Annotated in this window: 15 protein-coding genes and 1 tRNA gene; 10 read left to right on the forward strand and 6 right to left on the reverse strand. The window is 39.6% G+C overall.

Going from position 1 to position 21,223, the window contains the following annotated elements; translation table 11 throughout:
• Nucleotides 1–25 precede the first annotated feature (25 nt).
• Genes SKC35_RS01910 through SKC35_RS01920 form a run of 3 tightly spaced genes read left to right on the forward strand, consistent with a single transcriptional unit; the run spans nt 26 to nt 1,977 of the window.
• Nucleotides 26–553: a hypothetical protein gene (locus SKC35_RS01910; protein ID WP_130896221.1), complete on the forward strand. Its 528-nt coding sequence runs from the start codon at nt 26–28 to the stop codon at nt 551–553.
• Nucleotides 550–954, forward strand: a complete 405-nt coding sequence (locus SKC35_RS01915) for a hypothetical protein (protein WP_377977806.1) — start codon at nt 550–552, stop codon at nt 952–954. Before SKC35_RS01910 ends, SKC35_RS01915 begins: the two co-directional genes overlap by 4 nt.
• A gap of 21 nt (nt 955–975) precedes the next feature.
• The gene (locus tag SKC35_RS01920; protein ID WP_377977807.1) at nt 976–1,977 is read left to right on the forward strand and encodes a M43 family zinc metalloprotease; all 1,002 of its coding nucleotides are present in this window, start codon (nt 976–978) and stop codon (nt 1,975–1,977) included.
• A gap of 138 nt (nt 1,978–2,115) precedes the next feature.
• On the opposite strand, the gene SKC35_RS01925 is transcribed toward SKC35_RS01920, so the two are convergent.
• The 5 genes from SKC35_RS01925 to asnS are packed head-to-tail and all read right to left on the reverse strand — an operon-like array spanning nt 2,116 to nt 7,248.
• Entirely contained in the window at nt 2,116–3,474 is a 1,359-nt protein-coding gene (locus SKC35_RS01925; protein ID WP_377977808.1) for an MATE family efflux transporter, read from the reverse strand.
• Nucleotides 3,474–4,781, reverse strand: coding sequence for a UDP-N-acetylglucosamine 1-carboxyvinyltransferase (murA, locus tag SKC35_RS01930; RefSeq protein WP_130923522.1), 1,308 nt, complete (start codon nt 4,779–4,781; stop codon nt 3,474–3,476). Before murA ends, SKC35_RS01925 begins: the two co-directional genes overlap by 1 nt.
• Nucleotides 4,782–4,787: 6 nt before the next feature.
• Nucleotides 4,788–5,453 (reverse strand): DUF4290 domain-containing protein, encoded by a 666-nt coding sequence (locus SKC35_RS01935; protein ID WP_377977809.1) that lies wholly within the window; start codon nt 5,451–5,453, stop codon nt 4,788–4,790.
• A gap of 12 nt (nt 5,454–5,465) precedes the next feature.
• Nucleotides 5,466–5,807 carry a diacylglycerol kinase family protein gene (locus SKC35_RS01940; RefSeq protein WP_377977810.1) on the reverse strand — a complete coding sequence of 114 codons (342 nt, stop codon included), beginning with the start codon at nt 5,805–5,807 and terminating at the stop codon, nt 5,466–5,468.
• Nucleotides 5,808–5,817: 10 nt separating this feature from the next.
• A complete protein-coding gene (gene asnS, locus SKC35_RS01945; RefSeq protein WP_377977811.1) occupies nt 5,818–7,248 on the reverse strand; it encodes an asparagine--tRNA ligase in 1,431 nt (476 codons plus the stop codon).
• Between the two features lie 133 nt (nt 7,249–7,381).
• On the opposite strand from asnS, the gene rpoN reads away from it, so the two are divergent.
• The 5 genes from rpoN to SKC35_RS01970 all read left to right on the forward strand — a co-directional run bounded on the left by rpoN (nt 7,382) and on the right by SKC35_RS01970 (nt 10,381).
• Nucleotides 7,382–8,809 (forward strand): RNA polymerase factor sigma-54, encoded by a 1,428-nt coding sequence (gene rpoN, locus SKC35_RS01950; protein WP_377977812.1) that lies wholly within the window; start codon nt 7,382–7,384, stop codon nt 8,807–8,809.
• A 67-nt stretch (nt 8,810–8,876) separates the two neighbouring features.
• Nucleotides 8,877–9,158, forward strand: coding sequence for a type II toxin-antitoxin system RelE/ParE family toxin (locus SKC35_RS01955; protein ID WP_377977813.1), 282 nt, complete (start codon nt 8,877–8,879; stop codon nt 9,156–9,158).
• A 1-nt stretch (nt 9,159) separates the two neighbouring features.
• Nucleotides 9,160–9,453: a HigA family addiction module antitoxin gene (locus SKC35_RS01960; RefSeq protein ID WP_377977814.1), complete on the forward strand. Its 294-nt coding sequence runs from the start codon at nt 9,160–9,162 to the stop codon at nt 9,451–9,453.
• A 3-nt stretch (nt 9,454–9,456) separates the two neighbouring features.
• Nucleotides 9,457–10,233, forward strand: coding sequence for an enoyl-CoA hydratase/isomerase family protein (locus SKC35_RS01965; protein ID WP_377977815.1), 777 nt, complete (start codon nt 9,457–9,459; stop codon nt 10,231–10,233).
• A 74-nt stretch (nt 10,234–10,307) separates the two neighbouring features.
• Nucleotides 10,308–10,381: transfer RNA gene (locus tag SKC35_RS01970), tRNA-Arg, on the forward strand.
• Between the two features lie 56 nt (nt 10,382–10,437).
• On the opposite strand, the gene SKC35_RS01975 is transcribed toward SKC35_RS01970, so the two are convergent.
• Nucleotides 10,438–11,496, reverse strand: a complete 1,059-nt coding sequence (locus SKC35_RS01975; protein ID WP_377977816.1) for a helix-turn-helix domain-containing protein — start codon at nt 11,494–11,496, stop codon at nt 10,438–10,440.
• A 170-nt stretch (nt 11,497–11,666) separates the two neighbouring features.
• Here SKC35_RS01975 and SKC35_RS01980 point away from each other — a divergent pair, with 170 nt between their 5' ends.
• On the forward strand, nt 11,667–12,560 hold the full coding sequence (locus SKC35_RS01980; protein WP_377977817.1) for a tail fiber protein: 894 nt from the start codon (nt 11,667–11,669) through the stop codon (nt 12,558–12,560).
• A 47-nt stretch (nt 12,561–12,607) separates the two neighbouring features.
• A complete protein-coding gene (locus SKC35_RS01985) occupies nt 12,608–21,223 on the forward strand; it encodes a LamG-like jellyroll fold domain-containing protein (RefSeq protein ID WP_377977818.1) in 8,616 nt (2,871 codons plus the stop codon).

Below are 21,223 nucleotides of genomic sequence, written 5' to 3' on the forward strand. Positions count from 1 at the left end.
CATATTTTAAGCGATTTAAGGTTGTATGAAAATAGTAAATTTTCTTCTTTTGATTTTATTTACTTGCCTTGGATGTAGAAAAGGGATATCCTCTTTTGATGAAAGTTTAAATGATTCGTTAAGTGTCTTTCAAAATTTAAAAATTGTAGGAGATTCCTTAAATCTTGAACTTAAAGTAGGGGAAAAAATAAATATACCTTTAAATGATGATTTTCTTGAAATTGAAGTAGTCAGAATTAGTCGTGGTTGCTATTTGGGTGAAACTTCATGTGATATGTCCTCTGATGTTTTACTTAGATTAAGTAGAAATGATATAAAGTATACATTACCTTTATTTGATTTAGGTTTAGGCTATGGATATAAAAAATTTCAATTCCCCTCAGTGAATTGTTTGGTCGAAGGCTATGGCCATTGGTATTATTCATTTAACAATTTAATTTTTGTAATACGAGAGATTACACCTTATCCAACTTCTAGACAGGAGGTATTAAACTTTTACAATCAGAAGCTTTATAATGTCAGGTTTTCAATTTTAAATAAATGTTCAAAATGAAAATAGTTAAGATTCTATTACTTTTTTCTACCTTATTAGGGAATTCAGTTTTTATTTTTGGCCAAAGTTTTTGTTACACCCCTTCACCTTTAAAGGCAATTAATTTAAAATCATTAATATTGTCTCCCACACCTCAACCTTGTAAAATCTATTTTGTGAATGTTTATATACACAGGATAGATGGAAATTCAGGAAATGGGTATTCTAATTCAATCGATAATACCATAATTTCAAATCTCAATAGTTCATTTAATTCGTATGGTATATTTTTTAGTCTTTCTGGTTCAAGAAGATGGGCAGATGATTATTTAAGTAATTCAAGCACGCCTAAAGAGGCAATCGCTTCTAATATAATTACAAATTCATTAAACTCATTTCAAAACAATTGTATTAATATTTAAGTATTGCCATCTAATAGCCAAATGACTGCAGGATTTGTGCCTTCTGAAAATAAAAAAATGTTAATAATAGGAGGAATTCGGGCGATTACTCATTGTGATCCTAACTCGACAATAAATTATGAATTAGCGTCTGGTAAAGTTGTTGCTCATGAAATGGGTCATTGTTTTGGGTTAATTCATACATTTCAGAATAATGGAGATGATGGCCTTTCTGATACTTCAATTGATAATGTACAGAATCAATCATGTATAAATCCTATTTCCTGTATTTTTACTTCTTGTTCTTCATGCGGAATTAGTTCTAATCCCACATCACAAATGACAAATTTTATGTCTTATACTACTCCGAATTGTATGTCTATTTTTTCTCCAATGCAAGTTGATTTAATGAGATATAATTTAAATACTAGTCAAATTGATGTAGTTTACCAAACGCAAACAACTCCTAATTTGCAAAGTATGACAAGGGATGGAAGTGTAGTTGTTAATACTTTCAATAGTATTCCTTCGGGATATCATACCATTAATACAAATTTATTTCCAAATCTGTTGACAACTAACGTGAGCTGGGTGCCAAATACATCAAGTGTTTGGTGGGGAATTAGTGGTGTCAAAAATATTAATGCATGGATTCAACCAAGCTCTGGACAAAATATGATGTTTACAGTTTCGGCGTCAAATATTTGTGGTTCTTCTACCAGGAATATTACTTTTGCAACGCAATCTGGTTATATGATATATTCAACTGCAAGTATTCAAAATCAAATGATTATTGAATTTGACAATACAATAAATGTGGATGTTTTGCCCCAAACCATTTCAATTGTTGATGAAAAAGATTTTGATATTGAAAAGTCTATTGATGTTAAAACAAGTTTTAAAAATAAACAATTTATAAATGGTAATAAGTTATTTATAGACGTTAAAGGACTAAAGCGAGGTGTTAAAATTATTCGATTCGAATTTATGAAAGATGGTAAACTTTTAGATTTTAAAACAGAAAGAGTATTTTTTATTGACTAAAAAGCCTTAATTATATGTTAAAGTATTTTCAGAATATTAGTATGGTTTGAAGAAATAATTCTGCGTATTTATTTTAAATACTAAATCCATCGCCGGAGGCGATACCATCTTTGAACTTTGCTCTTTGAACTTTGAAATTTATTCTACCTCCAACTCCTCAAACCTCACCTTCTTCGCCCTCACATAAAAGCGCCATGAAAGCAGGGCAGACGAACAAACTAAACTAGCTGTTAAGCCCACCCAGATGCCTACCGCACCTACTTTTTCATAAATACCGATATAATAACAAAGTGGAATTCCGACTCCCCAATAGGATATAACGGTAATGGCCGTAGGGATTTTATAATCTTGTAATCCACGTAATAAGCCAAGTGAAACGGCCTGAATGCCATCAAATAGTTGAAATATGGCACCCCAAACGACTAAGGTCACTGCAATTGCAATCACGGGTAATTCTTGTGTATAACCCCGGACCAGGTATTCGCGGCCGAAGAAAAACAACAAGGCACAAGCACCCATGAATAATAAGGAAAGGATTAACGCTGCTTTCCCAGACTCGATGATTCCTGCGCGGTTTCGTTCGCCTATGGCAGTTCCTACATTAATTCCACCTGCCACAGCGATCCCTGTAGCCATCATATACGTAATGGAAGCCATATTAATAGCCACAATATGAGCTGCTTGAGCCGTAACTGAAATCCAGCCCATCATCACTACAGCCATGCCAAAAGTCGCAATCTCAAAGAAACCTTGCATTCCAGAAGGAATTCCGATGCGAAGTATATTTTTCTCTAAGACATTCTTGACCACATGTACATGTCCTTTACGCAGATAAGGCTTGAACTCTTCTTTAGTAAATACATAAATAGCTAATGTTCCCGCCATGAATAAACGGGACAGCAAGGTAGAAATGCCAGATCCGAATAAACCTAAGGCTGGTAGTCCCCACAAACCATTGATCAACAAATGGTTTCCGAATACATTTAAAGCCAATGCGATGATGGTAATTGTCATCCCTACGGTAGTCCGTTGTAATCCATCCATAAAGCTTTTTAAGGCGATGAACCAGAATATGGGTAAAACGGATATGGATATTAAACTTAAGAAGGGAAGGGTCAAGGCTTTGTTAGCCGCTGTCTGACCAAATAAGTCGTAGTTTAAACTAACGATGTAGGTGATCAGGATGGTGATTAAGCCTAAAAAGGTGGCTACTCGCAGGTTTGCGCGCAATAGATTTCCACATTCCGTTTTGTCACCCTCAGCCACAGCTTTAGAAACCATGGGGGATACAATTTGTATGCAAATGATTCCTATAACCGCAATAGTGAAAAATATAGACTGCGCCATGCCAGATGCACCGAGGCTTTCGGCGGCACCGGTGGACATTTGGCCTACTTGAATCGTATCCGCAAGGCCCATAAGCATCACGCCCAATTCGCCTACCACGATAGGTAAGGCCAATTGGACGGTCTGTTTGATTTTAGGGAAAAGAGACATTAGATACGTACGATTTCAGCGCCGATGGCATTTAGGCGTGTATCAATGTTTTGGTAACCGCGATCGATTTGTTCGATGTTATCGATAATAGAGGTTCCGTTCGCTGACATTGCCGCGATTAACAGGGAAACACCCGCACGGATATCAGGAGATGACATGCGGATTCCTTTTAACGTTTGCTTACGATCGAATCCAACAACCGTAGCGCGGTGTGGATCACAAAGGATGATTTGGGCACCCATTTCGATCAAACGGTCGACGAAGAATAGACGGGATTCGAACATTTTTTGGTGGATTAAGACCGTTCCTTTGGCCTGAATCGCCGTCACTAAAATGATCGATAATAAGTCGGGTGTGAATCCTGGCCACGGGTGGTCTGAGATCGTTAACATCGACCCATCGATGAAGTTTTCTAATTCGTAATGCTCTTGAGAGGGGATGAAAATATCATCGCCACGGAATTCCATTTTGATACCTAGTTTTTTGAAAACCTCAGGAATGATGCCTAATTCAGGAATTTGGCAGTTTTTGATCGTGATTTCTGATTGTGTCATCACGGCTAAGCCGATGAATGAACCGATCTCAATCATATCTGGAAGCATCGTGTGCTCTGTTCCGTGTAATACATCTACACCTTCGATGATCAACATGTTAGATCCGATACCGGAGATTTTCGCTCCCATGCGGTTCAACATCTTGCTCAATTGTTGCAAATAAGGTTCGCACGCGGCGTTGTAGATGGTTGTTTTTCCTTTGGCTAAAACGGCAGCCATTAAAATATTCGCCGTACCCGTTACCGACGCTTCGTCTAATAACATATACGCACCTTGTAATTGTGACGCATCCACCTCGTAGATTCCGCCATCTTCTGGGCTATAATTGAACTTAGCTCCTAATTTCATGAAGCCAAAGAAGTGGGTATCCAATCTTCTGCGGCCGATTTTGTCTCCGCCGGGGGAAGGAATACGTCCTTTTTTGAAGCGGGCCAAAGTAGGTCCTAAAAGCATCACCGAGCCACGAAGCGCAGCCGCTTTCTTCTTATACGTATCTGAATCTAAGTAATCAATGTTGACTTGAGAGGCATCAAATTCAATGCTGGATTCCGATAAACGACGCATGCTCACGCCCATATCGCCTAATAAATCAATTAATTGATTGACGTCGCGAATGTTCGGGATATTGTGGATGGTTACAGGCTCTGCTGTTAAAACCACGGCACACAAGATCTGTAATGCTTCGTTTTTTGCTCCTTGAGGAGTAATTTCTCCTTTTAAACGGCGGCCACCGGTTACTTTAAATGATGCCATAACTGATTACTTATTTTTACGGAAATTGTTATTTCGGTTGTTGTTATTGTTGCTTCTGAAGTTATTCTTCCGGTAGTTGTTGTTCCGGTTATTGTTGTTGCTGTTCGGGTATTCCGGCGCGTTATAGGCGTTTCTAGCGTTATTTGCCACCTTAGCGTGACCTAATCCCTCTTGCGAAAGCTCGTCTACGATGGTGCCTAATAGGTTTTCCGACATCTCTTTGATGTTTTGCCAAATCACCGCATCGTCCACCGATTCCTTGTTCCAGGTTACGTAAAAACCTTTCATCAAGCGGGCGATGTACGCGACTAAAATTTTCTTGTCTTCTACTTTTTCTTCAGCGATGGCACGAAGAATTAATAATTCGACGTTGCGGCCATAATGCTTGAAACGCAAGTTGTGCTGGTTATACGCCACTTTACGCGGTGCTTTACCTAGCGATTCTGGAGATGGAGATGGGAAGGGGCCCTGAACATTCAATTCGAAATTCGACATGATGTATAAATCATCCCACAATTTTTTTGTGTAGTCTTGGGTATTGTCCTTCATATTCGGGTGAATTTGTTTCATCACCTCTACCATCAAAAATGAGTATTTCGTCCGTTGCTCTTCATCCGCAATGGTCAAAATATAATTCACTAATTTTTGAACACTTGATCCGTATTCTTTCATATTTCTGTGCTCTTAAAGCATTAAATTCAGTATAATGCGCGGGACAGCGACGAGTAAAAAGACGATAACCGCCCAAATAGCCATCACTAGAACCGCTCCAGCGGCATAATCTTTGGCCTTCTTCGCTAATTCACTCTGCTCCGGCGAAACTAGATCGGTGATACGCTCTAAAGAGGTATTCAACAATTCTGCCACCCAAACGCCCGCTACCGCTAAGGAAATCCAAAGCCATTCCGACGCCTCGAAACCCACTTTCCAGCCCACATAAATCACGACAGCCGTGCTCACCAAATGAAAACGCGCATTGCGCTCATTTTTGATGAGTTCGATTAGTCCATTGATGGCGTGCTTCAAACCAAACATCTTAGAATTCGGCCGTTTTAGGTGTACGTGGGAAAGGAATCACGTCACGGATATTGCTCATACCCGTCACAAATAACACTAAACGCTCGAATCCAAGTCCAAAACCAGCATGTGGTGCAGAACCGAATTGACGCGTTTCTAAATACCACCAGATGGATTCTTCTTCGATACCCACCTCTTTCGTGCGTTGCAATAATTTCGCATAATCATCTTCACGCTGCGATCCACCGATGATTTCTCCAATGCCTGGGAATAAAACGTCCATCGCACGTACCGTTTTCCCGTCCTCATCTAGCTTCATATAGAAGGCTTTGATGTCTTTCGGGTAGTTCGTTAAAATCACCGGTTTTTTGAAGTGTTTCTCTACTAAATAACGCTCGTGCTCGGACTGGAGGTCGATTCCCCATTCCACTGGATAAACGAATTTACCATTTTTGTGCGCTTTTGAATTCAACAAGATGTCGATTGCTTCTGTATAGGTCAAACGCTCGAATTCATTTTCTGTCACGAAACGTAATTTCTCTGACAAACTTAATTCCGATTGCTCTTCTTTCTTTTTGTTCTTTTCCTCTTCGATTAAGCGCTTTTCTAAGAATGCAATATCGTCTGCGCAGTGATCTAGGGCGTATTTGATACAGAATTTAGTGAAGTCTTCCGCTAAATCCATGTTGTCTACTAATTCATTAAAAGCTACTTCTGGCTCGATCATCCAGAACTCCGCTAAGTGGCGGGTAGTGTTTGAATTTTCCGCGCGGAAGGTAGGTCCGAATGTATAGACTTTGGACAAAGCCATCGCTCCTAATTCTCCCTCTAATTGTCCTGAAACCGTTAAATTCGTCTCTTTCCCGAAGAAATCTTCTTTGTAATCCACTTTTCCCTCTTCCGTTAACGGAGGATTGATAGGGTCCAAAGTCGTCACGCGGAACATCTCGCCAGCTCCCTCTGCATCCGATCCCGTAATGATGGGCGTATGTAAATAGAAGAAACCGTTATTGTTGAAATAGGTATGAATCGCGTAGGCCAATGCATGGCGAACACGCAATATCGCAGAGAAGGTATTGGTCCGAGGACGCAAGTGTGCAATCTCGCGTAAGAACTCTAATGAGTGTTTTTTAGGCTGTAAAGGGTATTTTTCTGGATCTGCCGTTCCATACACCTCGATGGAAACGACTTCCACTTCTACGTTTTGGCCTTGTCCTTGTGAGGCAATTAACTTACCAGTAACGGCGATACAAGATCCCGTAGTCACTAATTTCAACGTTTCTTCTGAAACTGTTCCCTCGGATACCACTGCTTGAATATTGTGGATGGTCGACCCATCATTGATCGCAATAAACGCGACAGAAGAGGAAACTCTTTTCGTACGAACCCATCCTTTCACGACGATGCTTTGCTGCGTGGGTGTTAAACCTAGTATTTCTTTGATTTGCATAAATGACTCGGGCATTATTAATAAAAAGGCCTCAATAGAGGCAATAACCCTCAAAAATACGGATAAAAAACCGATTTATTTTATTTATTTGTAATTAAAAATCGGCTTATCTTTGGTGTAGATTATTTAGACAATGCAGGGATTATCCTTAAAACAGAATCAACAACAGAACCTCTCGCCACAACAGATACAGTATATCAAGTTGTTGCAGATTCCTACCGCAGAATTAGCGGCTAGGATCGAGGAGGAATTAGAGGATAATCCGGCCTTAGAAGAAGGTTTAGATCATAATGAGGAGCAAGAACCCCGAGAAACCTTAGATGATCTAGAGCGAGAGGAGATGGAAGTGGGGGATTACCTGCAAGATGACTATGCCGGTTACAAGATGGCCGGGGATTCGTATGATCCGAATGAGGAGACGCGGGAACGCCCTTTGGCCACCGAATCCAGCACCCAAGAGTATTTATTGAACCAGATCCGTTACGTCGTTCGGACCGAGCGTGAAGAAATTCTTGCCCAGCAAATCATCGGCTCCTTAGAAGAGGACGGCTATTTGCGCCGAAACATTGAAAGCATCGTGAACGATCTCGCCTTCACACAGGGTTTTGAAACCGATTACGACGAAGTAGAACAAGTTTTGTTCAAAGTGCAGTCTTTGGATCCAGCCGGTATTGCCGCTCGTACCTTACAGGAATGCCTTTCCTTGCAATTGCACCGCAGAGAGTCAGACGCGCCAGCTCATCTAATGGCCATACGTTTAGTGGATGATTTTTTTGAGGAGTTCTCCAAAAAGCACTTCAGCATTTTATTGACCAAACTAGCCATCACAGAAGAGGAGCTCAAAAAGGCGATGCAAGTCATCACCCATTTGAATCCCAAACCAGGTGGTGGCGATGACGCGCCCATCGCCCCTTACTTACAGCCTGATTTCATCATCACGAATCAAAACGGGAAGTTAGAAATCAAAATCAACGGTAAAAACGCTCCTGAACTTCGTGTTTCCCGCGCTTTCCAAGAGATGTTGCAGACTTACGACAAAGGCGACAAGCAGCAAAAAGATATCAAAGAGGCTGTTACGTTTATCAAACACAAATTAGATTCTGCTTCTTGGTTTATTTCTGCCATTCAGCAACGCCAAGGTACCTTGATGAAAACCATGGAGAGTATCGTTGCGAGGCAATATGATTTCTTTTTGACGGGAGATGAGTCCGTTTTAAAGCCAATGAAGATGAAGGAAATCGCCGCCATGATCGAAATGGATATTTCCACCGTCTCTCGGGTGGTTTCGGCGAAGTCAGTGCAAGCAGATTTTGGTATCTATCCCCTAAAATACTTCTTCTCCGAAGGTATCACCCATGAATCTGGTGAGGATTTCTCTACCCGTGAAGTGAAGAACATCTTGCGCGAGATCATCGAACAAGAACCGAGCTCGGAACCGCATTCAGATGAGGATTTGGAGCAATTATTACTCGAACGCGGCTTTGTCGTGAAACGCAGAACCGTGGCTAAATACCGCGATCAGCTGGGAATTCCGGTGGCGAGGTTAAGGAAACATTTATAATCAGTTTCTTGATTAGGAATTCACCGTAATTTACTTACCTTTGGAGTTAGTAACGTGATACGTCAGTATGATCAAATCCTTCGGTTCTAAAGAAACTTTAAAAATTTGGAATGGAGAGAGGTCAAAACGCTTACCATTTGAAATTCAAGAGATTGCGCGTAGAAAATTACGTATGATTCAAGCCTCAGTGAATATAAATGACTTGCGAATTCCACCTGCAAATCGATTAGAAAAGCTTTCTGGTTCTGCATCTGAATTCTATAGTATTCGCATAAACGATCAGTGGCGAATTATTTTCAAATGGATAAATAACTCAGCAGAAGAAGTAGAAATTGTAGATTATCATTGATATGGAAAACTTGAAAAACATACACCCTGGAGAGGTTTTATTAGAGGAATTTCTAGTTCCTATTGGTATTTCTGCTTATCGCTTAGCGAAAGAAATTAATATACCTCAAACACGTATTTCAGAAATATTAAAAGGTCGCCGCCGTGTGACAGCTGACACTGCCTTGCGTTTGTCTTTGTTTTTTGGTAATTCTGTGAAATTCTGGATGGGTTTGCAGGATGATTTTGATATTGAAGAGGAATTGAGATTAAAGAAAAATGAATTTGATTTAATTCGTAAATATGAATTTGCATAGGCTATGACTTTCAACTTTTTAAAGCTCCACCGCAACGGTCCCATCTGGACCTTGACTTTACACCGTCCTGAGGTTTATAATGCCTTAAACGCAGGTTTAATTCACGAAATCAGGGAAGTAGCCGAAGCCGCGCAAATCGATGACGAGGTGCGCGTTTTAGTGATCACGGGAGAGGGAAAAGCCTTTTGTTCTGGGGCAGATTTGAAGTCTGGTGTGAGTGATCCGAATCTGGGGAATGTGTTGCGTTCCACCTACAACCCGATGATTACCGCCTTGCGTAGTTTAAATAAACCCGTTATCGGAGCGATTAATGGGGTCGCTGCGGGTGCCGGTTGTAGTTTGGCATTAGCCTGTGATTACCTCATTGCTCATGAGGATGCGTATTTTTCTGAGTTATTTGTCCAAATAGGTTTAGCCATGGATGCGGGTTCTACCGCCTTTTTAATGCAGTCTGTGGGCTATCACCGGGCGTTTGATTTAGCGACTACCGGTAGAAAGGTGGGGGCAAAAGAGGCGAAGGAGATAGGTTTAGTGGCTGAGGTCGTTTCAGGGGCTGATTGGGAAGGGAAGGTGCATGAGGTGGCTTTGGCCTTTTCGAAAAAAGCGACCTTAGCGATTTCGTTGATGAAACGTAGTTTACAACGCGCTTATAATCAGGATTTAGCAGCGACACTTGCCTCAGAAGCCGAAGAGCAAACGATTCTAGGACAAAGCGAAGATTTTGCGGAAGGGGTGACGGCCTTTATGCAGAAAAGGGCTCCTCACTTCAAAGGGAAATAATTTTTAGAAAATTTTAGAGGATAGTTTTTCATTTTGCCAAAGAAATTCTACCTTTGCAATCCCGAAAGGACAATGGTTGCGTAGCTCAATTGGATAGAGCATCTCACTACGGATGAGAAGGTTTGGGGTTCGAATCCCTACGCGACCACAGAAATGAAAAGACCTACATAAATGTGTAGGTCTTTTTCGTTTTAAAAAGTAGCGCTAAATTTTGTTCGTGTGTAATACCACGTATTCCGTTACTGACATTCCCATGAACTTTTTGAAATTCTTTGAAAAGGTAAATCTTGACTTAAATAAACAGTGGTCTCCTAAATGTGCAATCGTATAATTGTTCAAAAATTCTGAATTAATTAAGGAGATAGCATACTTAACTTTTATCAGATTTATATAATCGTTTACGGAATAAAGGCAGTAATATTTGAACAAGATAGCGATATGACTTTTAGGGATTTTTAACTCTTTTGCTATCGTTTCGACTGTTAAATTTTTAGTTTTTAAAACGTCCGGCGTATCCTGCAGTTGTTGAATTTTTAGCAATGTCGCGTCTATTGAAGGTATCAATTGAACATGAAGTACCTTGTCTTTTTCCTGAATTTTGACCGTGGGTTTAACTCTCCAAATCAAAAAGTCTTGTGTTTGACTTACCGAAATTTGTTTAATCAAGTTGTTTTCTCCAAAAACGATCACCGGATTTTGTAGCAGATACAAAAGGGCAACTAGCCAGAGAAAGGAAGAGTAGCCATAAAAATCGACTAAAGTTATTTTTACAGTAGTTGCACTAAACAAAAAATAATTCGACGATACAACTAACATGAAGGAGATAATCGTCATGATAGTAGCCCAATTTCTGACAGCTTTATTCGTTTTCATTTCCAGCATATTTCGGGTTCTTTTTCTGAATAATCCCCTCATAAGCCCTATGATACCTAGAAAATAGGCGCTTGAAAAAAATAAAAACACCATGTAGCTTACCGAATACTGTTTAAAAAACAAATCAAAAAATAAGAAGAGTGAAGGGGCAATAAAATGGATGACTTCTTTTTTTACTTCTACTTTATTTAAAATTAGCCTTCTGAAAAACAGGTAATAAACTGGAATAATAAATAGTCCAATGATGGGTCTGATTTTTAAAGGGCTGTAGGTTAAATGGGTTAATTGTAATGCTTCAAAAGCATGAATAAAACGTTGTGCACCTACGATAAATAAGATAATGATGAGGTAAATGTTTTTCTGCTGATTAAATCGGACATTCGCTAGCATGAGGAGTACTAGCAAAAGACACAAGAACCCAACAAGTAAAGATGTTATGTGTAAAAACATGTGTCAAATATACACAATGTGACACGATAATGGATGCCCGGTTTGTAGGGTATTTCATCCTCTATTAAAAGTTTTGAATTTGTAGTGATTCTCAATTTAAACTACAATTCATGAAAAAATCCCTTTCCCTCTTTTTGGTCTTATTGTGCTTTTTAAGCACCCATTTTCTGAATGCTCAAACGAGTGTCACATCCTCTGGAATGTCCATTCAAGGAATCGCTAGAGATGTCAATAATGAGGCTTTAGCGAATTTTGATCAGTTGAATTTAAAGTTTGAAGTATACTATTTACTGGGATCTTCTACGACACCTACCGTTTTTATAACGGCTTTAGCTACGGTCAAAACGGATAATTTTGGCGTTTTCTCCTACGTTTTAGATATCGATCAAAATCAATATAACCTAATTAGCAACAACGCATCATATTTGAAAGTGAGTACTAGTAATGTTGTTTTCTCCGATGAAAAATTAAGAAGCGTACCCTATGCCGTTTTCGCGCAAAACGGCGTTCCCACGGGCTCAATCATGCCATTTATTGGCACAAATGCCCCGTCTGGTTGGTTGTTGTGTGATGGATCAGCGATTCCGAGCGGATCTTATTATGATAATTTAAAGGCCTTAGCAGGTGCCAATACGCCTAATTTGAAAGGCATGTTCTTACGTGGAGCAGGTGGTCAAACTGCTTATCCTGGTAAAGAGGGGCCAGCATTAAAAGCAGTTCAACAGGATGATGTGAAAGCGCATTCTCATGCTATTGCCCTGACTACTGGTAATGGTGGCGCTCACAATCATATCCTAGAATTTGGAAATGATGATTTTAATAGTAATGGTGGTAGTAATTCGAATGGATTGGTTAGGGATACTACTGGTCCGAATAATAGATCTTTACCAACAAATACGGCTGCTAGTCATGCGCACAGTGTGAATGGGGAATCAGCAGTGAATGGATCAGCATTGGAAACTCGCCCTATCAACTTTGGGGTAAACTATATTATCAAAATATAATTTTTCTTTTTGATCCGTTCCCATTTGTTCTACCTAATAATAACCTGATGAAGTTTTATCTTTCGCTCCTTCTTTTGCTAGTCAGTATTCCTCTTCTGGTTGCCCAAGAGAAATCGACTATAAAAACGTTTATAGGTGCGACTGCGTCTAGAAAGGATAATATAACGGTCCCTATTTTGAAAGTAGTGAATGGACGAGATTCCACTTATTTCATTAAGAGTGTCGCTTTACTGTCTGGTATGCCTTATGTAGGCTTAACAAAAGGAGCTAATACCGCTTTGCCATCCACCCAAAATTATGTGAAGGATTTAGGTTTCCCCTGGGGCGTGCGTTATCGATATAATACGTTTTCTGAAGATGCATTTAGTGTGTCTAAGGGATATTTTAGTGATCGTATTGAAATCAATTGGGACATTAAGAAGAATCAAGAAAGAATTATCAATATTACGGTTTACCGGACAGAGGATGTAACGAATGAAAGCCCAGATTGGGGTAGACCCTTAAAAACCTTAGCAGGTGATGTAGGGACATTTTCTGATATTAATGTGGAGGGTGGCAAGTTATACCGGTATAAGATTTTGGCCAAAGGGGTTGAGGTAGAGGGTTTGGAAATTATCTATTCTAATTTCATAACGGGTATAGGTTACCGTAATCCTACTGGAGTTATTACCGGGAATATCGCTTATGCAGGTGGTAACCCCGTAAAAGATGTGCTAGTTTCTGCTACGCCTACAGGTAGTAATACCTTGTATGGTAGTTCCTTAAAAGTGCCATCAAACAGTTATATCTCTATTCCCAATTTATACCGAGGATTACAAGATTCTGTTACACTTCAAGCTTGGATAAAGCCCACCGCTTCCTTTGCTGGTGATGAGTTAAAGCTGTTTGAATTATACATGGATAATGGAGATGTCTATCCTACTAAATTGAGAATTGTTAACGATGTCCTCTATGTAGATGCTTTTCATACGAACCTAAGTATAAGTCATTATATTCCAAGTGGTGAAATTGACAATAAAGGGGATGATAGGTTAATTCCCATCAGTTCGCTACTGTCCTCTTTTACGCATATCAGTTTTGTTATTCGGGATAATAAAATTCCGGAAGTCTATATTAATGGACGTTTAATTAATGCAGCCTATGTGGCTAAAATGAATGCAATTTTAGATTTGAACTCGGCCACGGCTTCAGTTAATGTAGCTTATTCGAATAATAATTATGCAGACAAATTCACGTATGTCCTGGGTAGACCTACTTGGACTAGTGTTAAAATAGGGGGTGGTAAAGAGGCTTATTTTGATGAATTGCGAATCTGGGAAACGGCTTTAACACCCGCTCAAATTCAGCGAGATTTTCGTCGCTATTTGAAAGGAAATGAGGCTCATTTTAATACCTACATCCGAGCAAATGAAAGATCAGGGGATTATGCCTATGACTTAGCTCAAACCGGACTGATTTTTCATGGGAATAATGCTAAATTAAGTCATTCCCCGGTTGCTCCTTCTTGGGCGAATAGTGAGGATCAAATCACGAATATTCCATCCAGTACGCAACTGGGAGTTTTAGGGGTGACAGACGAATTTGGTAATTATGTGATTTCTTCAGTACCCTACAGTGGTCTGGGCGACACGTATACCATTGTTCCTACTTTAGGAAGGCATGAATTTAATCCTAAACAAGAGTTGTCATTTTTAGGCTCAGGGTCTACCGTAGTGAATAATGTCGATTTTATTGATCAATCTTCCTTTACCTTTAAAGGACAAGTGGTGTATGATAGTCGCGGGGTTTTTCCGTCCACTTTAGATGCCGCAATTACCGGAGATATTAAAGACGATGAAGCCTATAATGCCTATGTAAAAGGCAATTTGACCTATCAAAAAGGAGAATATTGGGCAGTGAAAAATTCAGGGGGTACTATCCAAGAACTTCATAGGTATGCAAAAATTCCTGTGCCTGGAGCCTATGTTAATATCGACAATACACCGGCAATCGATGCGAATAATGTTCCTATTCAAACGGATATCAATGGACAATTTACGATTGAAGTTCCCATCGGAAAGCATGCAATTAGTGTGGTAAAAAGTGGTCATACCTTTGACCTAGAAGGCCGGTATCCGGCCAGGACAAGATCAGTCGTGAATCAAGATACGACCTATATCAATACCTATCAGGATTTTTTCGAGGATAGGGATGAGCCTATCACTTTTATCGATACGACTAAAGTGACCGTTGTGGGTCGAGTAGTAGGTGGATTAAAGCAAGCGGGAATGCCGCTTGGTTTTGGGGAGAATGGAAGAAAAATACATGAGTACACGGATGAAAATCAAGTTTCTCAATCTGAAGTGTACACTTCCTTTAATAATATTGGTAGAGCGAGTATTAAGTTAGGTCATCTCCCAGCTGGAGCCACAAGTGTTACGCGAGACTATCAAACTACTTTTTCAACCAATAGCGAAACGGGTGAATTTAGGGTTAAATTGTTACCCTTGAGTTACCAGCTCTCAAAAAATGATCTAATATTTTTAAGTGGTAAAAGTCCTAATAATGCCTTACTGCTTAGTCAGGATAGGACATTGAATTATACCACCATTAAACCACTACAATACCCTACTTATACCGCTAAAGACACCAGTATTACAGGCGAGCCCTACCATGAAGTATTAAAATTTACTCATATAGCCACGCCTATACACAATGTCATTAGTCAGACTGCCGACTCTGAAATTAAAGTAGGTTCGACTACCTATACACTTCAGCCATTAGTCCCTTATTCGGCTTCAATAGTGCCCATTTACACACAATTCGCTGATTATTCCATTCGGATTCAAGGGCTTGAAAATTACTATAACTATGATCAGAGTGTAGCAAATCCTCAGGTAAGTTCTGTTCCTGTGGAGGGTGGAAGTATAGTCGCTACGAATAATTTGGCATTAGCTAACAGTGAACGATTTGAAGTTTTGGCTTCTGATCCGAGTATAACCATTTATCGTTTTAAAGGGGGGAATCCGAATACCAATTCCAGTACGTTGTATAAAAGAACGCTCCAGTTAAATTATTCGTTGAATGGGGTAGAGAAACCTATCGACAATGCGTATTACCAGCAAGGAATTGTGTTAGGCGGTGTGGCAGATGGCTCCCAAACATTTGTAACGGCTGGTCCAGAATTGCCAGATTTTGTGTTACGTGATCCACCAGGTTCGAATAGTTCGGCAACCATTGAAAAAGGATCCACTTTTAGTTTTACGAAAGATAACTCGTCTAGCTCGAATAATGCCAATGAATTAAATGCCACCATCTCTCTAGGTTTTAAATTAAGCGTGGGAGGAGGTTTATTGGGTCCCGTTATGGAAACGCAAATAACGAACGATATTTCCTCAGGAGTTTCCATGGCTCAAACCTCGACGGATGGAAATAGCGTTACGAACACGTATTCCTTTAACCAATCCATTTCTACCAGTGATGATCCCGATTGGGTGGGTAGCGATGCCGATTTGTATATTGGCTCATCTGCCAATCAATTTTATGGCACCTATGATCAATTAACCTTAGCTACCACCTATAATGCAGCGCTAGCAATTCCCGTGAAAAATGGCAGCGTTTCGGCCGTCTTGTACCCTAACGTAAATAAGGCGATGTATTTTAATGAGGCGCCTGAAAAAACGATGTTTGTCTATTCTCAACGAACTATTTTGACGGATTTAATTCCTAAATACGAAAGTATTATCACCCAAATAGACAATGGGACGTTGACTGAAAATGCCGGCGGAGTTTTGTCCAGAAATGCCTATAATTCCTCCATCAACTTGTGGCGAAAAATCATATTAAATAATGAATTAGCTAAATACCAGGCATTTAAGTCCAAGGATTCGTTACGGTTGTCTTTAGATGCGATCATTGAAACCTTAAAAGATCCTGCTACCTCAAAATTGTCTGCCACAGGCAAAAAATTGAAAGATTTATTAAATAGTACTTTTTATGAAAATATCTCTTTAGATGCTGGCGTAGGAGGAATTACGAAGGGTACTCAAATTGAACAATTAACCTCCAATACGCTTTCGTATCAAGTGCAATTGGATGAATCTGTTGCTTTAGCCTTTGGTGCCGCTTTTAATGAAACTGGATTTGAAATGAATACGGTTAATTCATCTGGCTCCGGAAATAGTAGTTCGTCTGAAGACGTAAATAATGAATCAACGACGATTAACTATACACTCCGAGATATCGATAGAGGAAACTTGTTAAGTGTGGATGTAATCAATGCGTTTGATGGGAATGGACCTTTATTTATTACAAAAGGAGGCGAAACATCTTGTCCATTTGAAGGGGCAGAATTGTCTCATTTTTATAAGCCAAATCACCCTAATGTAACTAACTTGGCGACTAATATAGTTCCTCTTAGCGCCTCAGAAAGTGTCGCGCTTTCTGTGGCGACTATGCCCTTGGAACGGCCGGATATTACGGTGCTAAATCGCTCCGTTTCTGGAATGTATGAAGGTCGTAATGCGGAATTTGTACTTCAACTTAGTAATGCAAGTACGGTCAAAAAAGACGCTGTTTTTAAACTGATGGTGGATCAAAGTTCAAATCCTGATAACGCCCTCATCAATATCGAACCGAATGGTACCTTAATTAACATTCCTGCGGGAAGAACCGTTACCTACACATTAACCCTTAAAAAAGTAAAGCAAGATCAATTTAGTTATGATAACATTCGTGTTTTACTTGAATCCACCTGTGATGAGCAGGCAGTCGATACGGTACTCTTGTCAGCCAATTTCGTTCCAGCGTGTACCCCTGTTCGAATTTTAAGTCCTGATATGAATTGGTTACTCAATAAAAATAATTCGGTTGACAATTTAGTGAGTAATCAAACGAAGCCTGTTTACATTAAGATTGGGGATTATAATCGCGATTTCTCTAATTTCAAGCAAATTAATGTAGATTATCGATTGAAAGGTACTTCTAATTGGAAAGGATTAAGGACCTATTATAAAAATCAGTCCGAAGCGAATGCCGCTATGGCTGGAGGGGAAGATGATGTGGAATGGCTTAATGGCCCTGAGATGACTTTTGGTTGGGATATTGTAAGTTCAGGTTTAGCCAATGGGACTTATGAAATAAGGGCTCACTCTAGTTGCACTAATCGTACCACTTTTGAGTCTGAGATAATAGAAGGTAAAGTAGATCTATCTTCTCCCGTTTTATTCAGTACGCCTACTCCTAAGAATGGCATATTGAACATAGGGGATGATATTACGCTTCGTTTTAATGAGCCAGTGAAGAAAAATGGGACGGTTACTAATTTTGAATTTTTAGTCCAAACAAACCAATTGCCTGTCGCTCATGAAGTTTCTCTAGCATTTAACGGAGAGAGTAATGTGGCCACTATCAAGAAACCAGCCCTTACAACAGGTGATTTTAGTATCGAGTTTTGGTTAAATAATAGAAGTCCGATGGGTACTTCTACTTTATTAAGTCAAGAAGGAGGGATCAAAATTGAATTGATTAATAATGATCTACAGTATACGATTGGTGGTCAATCTTTGAGAACGCCCATCGCAAAGGATAGCACCTTTAATTTCTATGCACTTTCTTATGAGGCAGCTACTAAAAAGCTAAGTATCATTGAAAATAGCACACTTAAAACATGGAATGTTTTTGTTAACCCGTTGAATTTTACGAACCCTAACCCCATTTCCCTAGGGGGGAATTCATTCAAAGGGAATTTGCACGATTTGCGGTTTTGGAAAAAAGCCATCTCCAGAGAGCAAGCAGCAATAAACATGAATTCAACCTTTAGTGGCAATGAGCCAGGTTTAATTGGTTATTGGCCTCTAAATGAAGGCAATGGAACGCTTGCAAATGATTTAGCTAGGTATAAGCATCTGACCTTAGAAAACGTGAATTGGGATATTTTCCCTAAAGGCACTGCTTACAATTTTGATGGTTTGTCCTATTTAAAGTTAGATTCTGTCTCTAGAGTTGTGATCACAAAAGAAATGGATGCAACCCTTTCTTTATGGATGAAAACAAATCAAACGACTTTGGGTACTTTGTTATCGAATGGTTTTGAGGATACTTCTGATGCCATCGAGAGTAATGGATATCGAAATAAATGGTCATTAGTCCTCAATTCAACGGGTGGACTAGACTTGAAAGCAGAATCTAAAACGTATTCCTTCGGTTCTATCCCAGTGAATAATGACACCTGGCACCATATTGCGCTGAGTTTAACAAGAAATGGGACACTCAGGATGTATATAGATGGTAAAGAGACCGCCACCTATCCAAGTAACGAACTCGGTGGCTTTAATGGAAGTACGATACAGCTAGGTGCGCAAGCTATAAAAAGGATAGATGGATCTACGGATTATACGCGTTTTTTTAGTGGACAGTTAGATGAACTTTCCTTTTGGAAATCAGCTCGTACTGCGGAACAAATTAAAGCAGATCGTTACCATGAAGTAAATGTTTCTAGTACGGGTTTACTTCTATACGCTACCTTTAATAAACCTGCCACGTATCTAGATAAAGGCCCTAAATACTTTTATCCGTTCAATGCATTTAGCCAAACAAGTACCTATGCTAAATTGAACAGCGCACAGAGTTACACGGATGTGGCTCCTGGTATAAAGCAATATAGGCTAACCGAATCGGTGTTTGTGGACGCTGTGATTAATGCGGATGAGATTATTCTTAAACCCAGTATCACTGATTGGGCCAGCGTGGAAGGCAAGGTCGCTACGATCACCGTTTCGAATGTAAATGATTTAGCGGATAATAGTCAAGCTTCCCCTATCACTTGGACAGCTTATATTGCGAAGAATCCCATTAAATGGTTCATCGAAGGACAAAGTGAAGTCGTCAACCTAATGAAAAGAACGAATGAACCGTTGACTTTTGATATTACGGTCATTAATCAAGGGGGAGTAGCCCAAACCTACAGCCTAGATGTTCCCAGCTGGTTGACTGTTTTACCAAGGTCTGGAACTTTAGCGCCTAACACATCACAGACTTTTAAAGCAACGGTGGATCCTAATTTAGCTGTGGGAGACTACAATACGGTGTTGGAATTGATTTCAAATTCAGGTTATTACAATAAGATCCAACTGGATGTAAGAGTGTTAGCGAAAGAGCCTATACTTAAATTAGACCCGAGCAAATACACCCATTCGATGAATGTCATCGGTCGAATAAAGCTGGATAGTGTATTTACGGACGATATTTACGATAAAATAGTCGCTATTGTCAATGGGGAAGTGCGTGGGATGGCTAATGTGCAATTTGATCCTAGTTTTAATGAATACGTAGTCTACCTGACAGTCTATAGTAATGTGGTAATTCCTGAATCTGTAGTGTTTTATATTTGGGATGCCTCGGATGGTAAGTTAAAAGAGGCCACTATCAATAATCAAAACGTACTGGCTTTCACCCAAGACGGAATAGTAGGGACCTATTCAACTCCTGTTATTTTTAGAAATACAGCCGTTACGGGACAGCAAATAGCCTTTAATCAAGGTTGGACCTGGACATCATTTAATGTCAACGACTTACGATTTAGTAATTTAAACAGGCTAACCCAAACATTGAAATTAGCGACCTCCGATTTAGTTCAGTCGAATTCGCCAGCCTTATTTGATGCGTATGAATTGAATACCCTCGATTCTACAGCCAACGGCTGGACAGGAGGAATAAGCGCTAGTGGAGGTATAAAGCTGGACAAAATGTATAAAGTGAAATTAGCTAACTCTCAAAATTTAAATATCAAAGGTATTCCTGTGGATTTAGCTACTTGGAATTTTAATTTAACCCCGAATTGGAATTGGTTACCGTATGTTGTTTCAAAAAATGTCCCTGTAGGGGAAGCTTTAGCAAATTTTACACCTGTAGAAGGTGATTTGATAAAGTCTCAATCTGAGTTTGCCATCTACACGAATCCCATAGGTTGGAAAGGAACGTTAACCTTTATGAAAGCGGGAGTGGGTTATATGTTTAAGTCTGCTGAGGCAAAATCAGTTAACTATCCTAGTTATTTGAATGTAGATAATGCCAAAAATTCGAAGGGTGTCGCCTTTCAAGATAATCAGTCAATACGTAAAACGGTGGGCGGGCTTTCTCTACCGCAAGTCGATTTTACTCGCTTTGAAAACTCTATGAGCTTGATCGCAAAACTTCCCCCAGGATTCCAAACGGTATCCTTTCTGACTAAAAACGGTGAACTAAGGGGGAACGGCCTTGTCCAAAACATCAATGGAGAAGATGTAGCGTTTATTTCCATTTATGGAGATACCACTGAATTATTGACGGCTTTTATTGGAACTGGAATAGAGCAACAAGCCACTTCAAAAGAAATTCAATTTGTCCCTAATGCTATATTGGGTAGTTTGTCGAGACCTATTCTTATTGAATTAGCTGCTTCCCGTTTTAGTTTAAGCCCTAATCCGTTTACTGCTCAACTGAAATTGACTTACCTAGGAAACAAGAGCGAACGAGCTAAAATTACAATCTATGATTCCATGGGATTAACGGTATATGATAGGATTGTAGAGCTTAATGAAGGTTTTAATCAAATGGAAATACAACCTGTTATTCCGAGTGGTGTCTATATTGTAGAATTTAAGGTAGGCACGGAAATTCAATACCAAAAGGTCATAAAACGTTAA

The organism is Aquirufa originis, assembly GCF_042714495.1.
GTDB classification, from domain to species: domain Bacteria; phylum Bacteroidota; class Bacteroidia; order Cytophagales; family Spirosomataceae; genus Aquirufa; species Aquirufa originis.

Coding starts and splice junctions, on each gene's coding strand:
- SKC35_RS01985 (WP_377977818.1), top strand. CDS start 12,608: ATGAAGTTTTATCTTTCGCTCCTTCTTTTGCTAGTCAGTATTCCTCTT.
- SKC35_RS01960 (WP_377977814.1), top strand. CDS start 9,160: ATGGAAAACTTGAAAAACATACACCCTGGAGAGGTTTTATTAGAGGAA.
- SKC35_RS01925 (WP_377977808.1), bottom strand. CDS start 3,474: ATGTCTCTTTTCCCTAAAATCAAACAGACCGTCCAATTGGCCTTACCT.
- asnS (WP_377977811.1), bottom strand. CDS start 7,248: ATGCAAATCAAAGAAATACTAGGTTTAACACCCACGCAGCAAAGCATC.
- SKC35_RS01965 (WP_377977815.1), top strand. CDS start 9,457: ATGACTTTCAACTTTTTAAAGCTCCACCGCAACGGTCCCATCTGGACC.
- murA (WP_130923522.1), bottom strand. CDS start 4,781: ATGGCATCATTTAAAGTAACCGGTGGCCGCCGTTTAAAAGGAGAAATT.
- SKC35_RS01915 (WP_377977806.1), top strand. CDS start 550: ATGAAAATAGTTAAGATTCTATTACTTTTTTCTACCTTATTAGGGAAT.
- SKC35_RS01935 (WP_377977809.1), bottom strand. CDS start 5,453: ATGAAAGAATACGGATCAAGTGTTCAAAAATTAGTGAATTATATTTTG.
- SKC35_RS01975 (WP_377977816.1), bottom strand. CDS start 11,496: ATGCTAGCGAATGTCCGATTTAATCAGCAGAAAAACATTTACCTCATC.
- SKC35_RS01980 (WP_377977817.1), top strand. CDS start 11,667: ATGAAAAAATCCCTTTCCCTCTTTTTGGTCTTATTGTGCTTTTTAAGC.
- SKC35_RS01910 (WP_130896221.1), top strand. CDS start 26: ATGAAAATAGTAAATTTTCTTCTTTTGATTTTATTTACTTGCCTTGGA.
- SKC35_RS01920 (WP_377977807.1), top strand. CDS start 976: ATGACTGCAGGATTTGTGCCTTCTGAAAATAAAAAAATGTTAATAATA.
- rpoN (WP_377977812.1), top strand. CDS start 7,382: ATGCAGGGATTATCCTTAAAACAGAATCAACAACAGAACCTCTCGCCA.
- SKC35_RS01955 (WP_377977813.1), top strand. CDS start 8,877: ATGATCAAATCCTTCGGTTCTAAAGAAACTTTAAAAATTTGGAATGGA.